Genomic DNA, 7,206 nt, shown 5'->3' on the forward strand with positions numbered 1-7,206 from the left:
ATGATTTGGAGAAAGACGATCAATTAGCTCTGTTTTTATAATCGAACTCAGGTTAGGAGATCACCTGAGTATTAGCAATGGCCTGATAAAACACCAATGCAAAAGTTTAAGATCTCAATTGCTAACGTATTGCTAACGATAAATAGTAATCATATCTAAAGTAATACTTATATTTGTTACTTAAGATAAACCCATTTCAGCATCCATTAAAAATGAATCATTAGTATTAATTTTAACTAAGGGAATGAAAAAATCTAACCATAATTATATATCGATATCAAAAAATATTATTTTCCTATTCACCCTACTCACATTTAGTCTATCATATAACTGCCTCTATTCTCAAAACAAAAGTGAGGCTTTAGAACAGAAATACAAAGCTTTACAACAATACCTGAAAAATAATGAATTAGAAAAATTATTCCATTTTGCCAATGAATTAAAATCGGATGCCAAAGCTCAATCTTCTCCCAAATACTTGGCCCACTCAAATTACTATTTAGGAATTTATTACCAGAATATAAACAAGCTAGACTCCTCTAATATTTTTCTTAGTGAGAGTATAGGTTTTTATAAAGAACTAAAGGATAGCCTAAATATAGGAAAGACTTATTTCTTTTTGGGAATAAATAATACCTATTTAGGTGAAACAGAAACTTCATTAGAGAATTATTCCTCAAGTGATTATTGGCTAAGGAAAACACAAGATAGCGCTTGGATCTCTGTAGTTAATAATTATATGAGCATTACTTACTTTGAAATCGGAAACTATCCACAATCATTAAAATATTTGCAGGTTTCATTAGACCATTTGCAAGGGAGCGATAATTTCATGAGTATAGGTGGTAACTATAATACCATGGGTAATATCTATAGAAAAATGAAAGAGCCTTATAAGGAAGAACAAGCCTATTTAAATGCCATCCGTTTTCTTGAACAAATCCCTGAAAACCACCAATTAGGAATGACCTATAACAACCTAGCTGAAGTATATTTAAATGATAAGAAAACTGACTTGGGTTTTGAATATTTGGAGAAAGCAAAAGCTTGCTATCAAAGTATTGAATACGAACTTGGAATGTGTTCTTATTATTCAGTTTTATCTCTATTTTATTTAATGCATGACAAGCCAGATTATAATAAAGTAATTGAATACAGTAGTAAAAGCATAAAAATAGCCGAAAAGCATAATGATTATAGACAATTTTCGGATGCCAGTTATTTTCTTGGACAAGCCTTTTATTATCAAAAGAACTACTCAAGTGCACAAAAGGTTTTAGAAAAAGGATACCTCAAAGCAAAAAACCATTCATTTACCAATGAATTGAAAAATATTACTCAAGTTTTATCTCAAGTTTATGAAGCCCAAAATAACTTAAGCAAATCATTATTCTATATTAAAGAATATAATGAATTAAAAGACAGTTTGTTTAACCAAGAGAAGATAATAGAATTTACTAGTCTTGATTTGAATTATAAATTTAAACAAGAACAACTCGAAGATAGTCTAAACAATGCCATTGAAAAAACTAAAATACAATTTAAGCATGATGCTGAAATTAAAACCCATTCCATGATTAGAAATTATTCTTTGGGGATTAGTATTTTATTGATTTCATTTGCTATATTCTTATTATATTCCATTAGAAAAAAGAAACTACTTAATAATCGACTACATAGACAAAACCAAACGATAAAAAAACAAAAAACGGAATTAGAACTAACTTCTCTACAAATTAAACAGGCCTTAGAAGATTTACAAGAACTCGATGATTTCAAGCAGACTTTCATCAATATGCTGGTTCATGATTTAAAGAACCCTCTTAATGCATTAACCAATATTGAAGGATTTGAAAGTGAGGAACTAAGGCTAGAAATAGTCAAGCGTACGAGCCAAGATATGCTGAACTTGGTCTTGAACCTGTTGGATATCAATAAAGCCAAACATCAAAAAATCAATTTACATAAAGAGGATATTTCTTTAGTCAAGCTGATAAACCAAGCCATTGATGATACTCACTTTTTATGGGAGCAGAAACAAATTCGAATAAAACTTGACTATAATAAAGAATATCGTATTTCTGCTGATTATTCTATGTTATTAAGAATACTAATAAATCTACTAACCAATGCTATTAAAGCATCTTGTTCCGAAGACTATATAAAAATTAGCATCTCTGAATCTGAACTAAATCAGCTTCAATTAAGTATTAAAGACAACGGTCCTGGAATAAATATAGATGACAAAGAAATCATTTTTGAAAAATACAAACAAATCAATCAAAAGAAGTCAGATAAAACGCATTCCACAGGTCTAGGTTTAGCATTTTGCAAAGTGGCAGTTCAAGCCCATGGATGGAATATAGGCCTTCATTCTGTAGAAGGTTTAGGTGCACAGTTTTGGATAAGGATACCCAATTACAAAACGAAAATGATAAATAAACATCCCCAAATCAATCAACAACAAAAAGAATATGATAATAGCTCTTTATTCATTTCTAAGGAAGACCTTGAAAAAGTAATTCCTTATCTTTACCAATTGGAAAAATTACAAGTATATGCAGTTAGTGATGTGAAAAATATTATTAACACTATAAATGCACTTGGCATTGATGAGCTCCAGGATTGGACTCAACAAGTACTCTCATCAGTTTCTAATTATGATGAAAATAAATATATGTTTTTAATCCATTCCATTTTAAAATAGATATCAATCCAGATTCAAAATTCTCAAATATGATTATTTATAAAATATTAATTATTGATGATTCCATAGAAAACCTCCTCACCATGGTCTCTATCATTGAAAAATACCATCCAGAATCTATTATTTACCAAGCTAATAGCGCCAAGACAGCTCTAAAAATACTGGAAGATAACAGTCCTGATATTATCTTAACGGACTGGGAAATGCCAGAAATGAATGGCTTGGAATTGATAAAAGAGATAAAATCCAATCCATTAACTGAATATATTCCTTGTATCATGGTTTCGGGAATTCTGATGACACCTGAACATCTTAAATTAGCCATTGACTCTGGCGCTGTTGATTATATAAGGAAACCCATAATTCCGGCAGAACTATTAGCCCGGCTCAATTCAGCCTTGAATATAGCAGAACGACACAAAACTCTAATCAAGGAAAAGGATTTAAAAATGATTGAAAATTTAGCATTTAGCAATGAGTTCAATCGCTTCTTCGAAAAACTCCAAGCAAGATTAAAAAAAATAGAGAAGAAAACAGATGAAAATATTGCTATTGAAATTGATCAAATCAATAGAGATATTAAAGAGCAAATAAAAAACAAAGGCTGGAAAAAACATGCCAATGCCTATCAGAAATTACATCCAATATTTCTGAAAAAGCTACTCAAGAATCATCCACAATTAACCTCCACAGAAGTAGAACTGTGCCAAATGACAAGACTGGGCTTAAATAATAAGGAGATATCTGATTTGATGTTTGTCACACTTGGGAGCTTGAGAGTTTCTAAATCGAGACTTCGAAAGAAAATAGGTATTCCTACTTCTCAGAATCTAAGATTGTATTTAATCTCATTATAATAAATATTAATGCTTTGATGCTTCTTCATCATGCAAGGTAAAAGTTCTCTCTTCTCTCCTTCTTATTTAAAACTCAAATTTTCAAATACAAACCGAAAGAAAAGCTCATATCACACTGTACTTATGGCAAGTAAAGAAGAAAGTGGGATAAATTACTAATCATTAGCTAACAAATTACTAATACTTTCGATTGGACTTAGCTAACAATTTGCTAATGGCTTTACTTATGAATACCTGACTATCTTGTGTATATTTGGACTAGAGGAAATCTGCCAATTATATGAAAGAGAACCGTTTTATTTCCCTAACCAGAAAACAGTTGCTTTGAACTCTTCACTTTGCATTTTTTCTCTAGGATTAATCCAAGCTAAAAAACCAATATTATGAAGTATTTCTATTACTTTTTTCTTTTAAAAATTCTGTCAAGTGTTTCCTATCTTGAGGAAATACATAGGTCAAATAGAATTAAATTTCCAAACCGATTCTTCAAAATATCTACATACATAATAATAATTATCACACTCTTCGTTAATCAAAATACCAATGCTCAAGGAGCAAGTCAATGTGCATATTTTGCAAGTAACGATTACGCCTCAACGGGAAGTTATTTAAATTTTAGATATACGGAATTTACTTTTGATATGTGGGTGAATGCAAATGATTGGACCCCATCAACAGATCAGGTAATTATTTCTAAATACTATAGTAGCAAAGGTTATAGGATATGGATCGATGCATCTCCTGATCGCATTGTTTTTGAGTATTGGATTAATGGTAATGCTGAGTATCTTTATTATTCCATTCCTTCTGGCTTTTCAGGCTGGCATCATATAGCCGCCACTATTAGTAGTTCAGATGCTGATTTATATATTGATGGGAATGCTGCTGATGATGGGAACCCAAGTTCAACAATAGATTATTCGTTATGGTCAGTTACCATTTTTGGAGAAGAGGCAGGTCAATATGGCGTTCCAACAGGAAAAAATTATCAAGGTAGAATAGATGAGCTAAGATATTGGGATGTTAAGCTTTCACAATCACAAATACAAGAATGGATGCATAAAGAAATACAATCCGACGACAAACCAAGTAATATTACAAATTTATGGGTTTATTATAGATTTAACACAGCCGAGGGCGGCTTTGCAGAAGATTATGGCAATTCTGTTGGTGGTATAATTACTGACTATGATCTTGATAATAATAATGAAGCTAGCCTAGTAACTTCTACTGCACCCTTATTAGATAATATTCCTTTAGATTATTCAAATGATATAGAAGCACTGTGGCAATCGGAAACTACCACATTTAGCGAAGAAAGTGATGGTCTAGCTTTAAGAGATAATTCCGGAGAATTAGGTACAACAGAGTATTATGTTTTTGGAGCAGATATCTCTACTGGAACAACATCAACAAATACACCATCAAATATCAATTTACGATCGAGTCAAATTTGGTATTTATATGATTATGCTAATGACGCTGTAGATTTTCAATTTGATTTAAGCGATTTTGCTTCGGCTTTGGACGTAGACACATATACTGAAAACAATTATTTTCTTTTACGTAGAAGCGGAACAACAGGAGATTTCGCAGTAGTTTCTGTAGGAAACACAAGCAAATCAGGTGATGTAATTACCTTCTTAAACTACACACCTACAACAGGATATTATGCAATTGGTGTAGAAACTTTTTCGCCTACCCTTTCTACAGATGCTGTTAGCAACATTGTAGAAACTTCAGCCACTTCTGGTGGTACCATTACCAATAATGGAGGATTATCTATCACAGCAAAAGGTGCTTGTTGGAATACAACAGGGTCACCAACTACTAGCAGTAGTATTACTTCAGATGGCACAGGAGATGATGCTTTTGTTTCTTCCTTAAGTGGATTAAGTCCTGGTACAACATATTATGTAAGAGCTTATGCTAGCAATTCTGAAGGTACATCTTATGGTGATGAGCAAATATTTACAACTAATACTCAGACTTTAACCTGGGATGGATCTGAAAGTTCAGATTGGCATACTTCAGCAAATTGGGATGGTGATATTGTACCTACAAGTAATGATCATATTGTTATTTCAAGTTCAGGAACTGCCCCTGTAATTGGTTCGGGACTAAGTGGCGACTGTAAGAATCTAACTATAAATTCTGGAGCAACATTAACAATTGAATCTGGGGGATCAATAATAACAACAGGAACCATCTCCAATAATGGAACATTTAATATACAAAGAAGCATTTCAAATGGGAAATGGCATTTAATATCCTCACCAGTATCTAATGCACTAAGTGGAATGTTTAGTGGCGATTACGTACAAACCTGGAGTGAAGAGGATGCTTGGTGGTATGAAGTTAGTGCAACAGATGAAGTTTTAACTCCAGTAAAAGGATTTGGCTTTTGGTCAGATGGATCTGGATCTGATACACATACCTTCTCTGGAACACCAAATACTGGAGATCAAAGTATTTCGCTTACTTCATTGGGTTCAGGAGGAGAATATAATAGGGCCAACCTTATTGGAAATCCTTACCCATCTTCAATCAACTGGGCTGATTTAGATGATACCTATGGTGCAGTGAACTACTATAATGGAACAGCTTATGTTAGTTGGAATGATGGCAGTGGTTCAGGATCTCAATATATTCCCCCAAGTCAAGGTTTTTTTATTGTACCAGCCTCCTCAGGAACTCTTAATTTAAACAATGATAATAGAGTACATAATAATGCTTCTGCTTTTTATAAGTCAAATAACACTATTGTCAACGGAGTTGTAATTACTACAAGCAATGGAGATTATGAAGATGATTTATGGATTAAGTTTTCAGTTGAAGCTACTCAAGATTTCGATTTTACTTTTGATGCATATAAATTCCTCACCAATGTTGAAGGCATTTCACAGTTGTATTCAAAAAATGGAGAAAGTCAATTCTCTATTGATGTAAGGCCTGAAACTGATTTAATCCCATTGGGATTTACAAATAATGAAAACGGAGATTACTCAATTTATTTAAAACAAATAAATGGGATTGCAAAAGCCGAACTCGAAGACTCAAAACTAAACACTTTACACGACTTAAATAATGGAGCTTACCAATTCAACTGGAATACTTCCGACTCAGAGGAGCGTTTCATATTACACCTTAAGGCTACCGCAACAGAAGAAATCGAAGAACAAGAAGCACAAGTATATGTTCACGATGGACAAGTTTATATCCGACAGACCTCCTCTAATGAGTTTAATTCAGTATACATTTATGATTTAGCGGGGCGAGTGATTTATTCTAATTCATTAAACCAACAAGAACTACAAAGCATCAATATGTCTCATTCAAAAGGAACTTATTTGGTGCAATTAATTGGAGATCATATTAGTCAAACAGAAAAAATTATCATTGGAAACTAACTTTTAGTTATTCACTGTTCACTTTTAACTTAAAAAAAAATGAAAAATATAAAAAACAACTCAATTACAGCAATATTTTTATTATTCTCAGCTTTTGCTTTTACTCAAACTCCTCCTCCACCCAATAATGGAACAACAGGAAGTGGAGGTTCCACACCTGTTGGTGGTGGGGCACCCATTGGAAATGATATTGCTATTCTTATCACAATTTCTATTTCATATGCCATCGTAA

4 protein-coding genes are annotated in these 7,206 nt (G+C 32.5%); all 4 read left to right on the forward strand.

Annotated elements, in window-relative coordinates:
• The first annotated feature begins 244 nt into the window (after window positions 1-244).
• Complete coding sequence (locus HNS38_RS19340; protein ID WP_172346939.1) at window positions 245-2,707, forward strand: tetratricopeptide repeat-containing sensor histidine kinase; 2,463 nt, start codon at window positions 245-247, stop codon at window positions 2,705-2,707.
• A gap of 29 nt (window positions 2,708-2,736) precedes the next feature.
• Window positions 2,737-3,564 carry a response regulator gene (locus tag HNS38_RS19345; RefSeq protein WP_172278381.1) on the forward strand — a complete coding sequence of 276 codons (828 nt, stop codon included), beginning with the start codon at window positions 2,737-2,739 and terminating at the stop codon, window positions 3,562-3,564.
• Window positions 3,565-3,947: 383 nt separating this feature from the next.
• Entirely contained in the window at window positions 3,948-6,974 is a 3,027-nt protein-coding gene (locus tag HNS38_RS19350; protein WP_172278379.1) for a LamG-like jellyroll fold domain-containing protein, read from the forward strand.
• A gap of 39 nt (window positions 6,975-7,013) precedes the next feature.
• A partial coding sequence (locus HNS38_RS19355) for a hypothetical protein (RefSeq protein WP_172346940.1) occupies window positions 7,014-7,206 on the forward strand: 193 nt, incomplete at its 3' end.

Origin of the sequence: Lentimicrobium sp. L6, assembly GCF_013166655.1 — a bacterium.
Classification (GTDB): domain Bacteria; phylum Bacteroidota; class Bacteroidia; order Bacteroidales; family UBA12170; genus UBA12170.

Bases quoted from the DNA above. Each gene is read 5' to 3' on its own strand.
- HNS38_RS19340 (WP_172346939.1), top strand. From the start codon at position 245: ATGAAAAAATCTAACCATAATTATATATCGATATCAAAAAATATTATT.
- HNS38_RS19345 (WP_172278381.1), top strand. From the start codon at position 2,737: ATGATTATTTATAAAATATTAATTATTGATGATTCCATAGAAAACCTC.
- HNS38_RS19350 (WP_172278379.1), top strand. From the start codon at position 3,948: ATGAAGTATTTCTATTACTTTTTTCTTTTAAAAATTCTGTCAAGTGTT.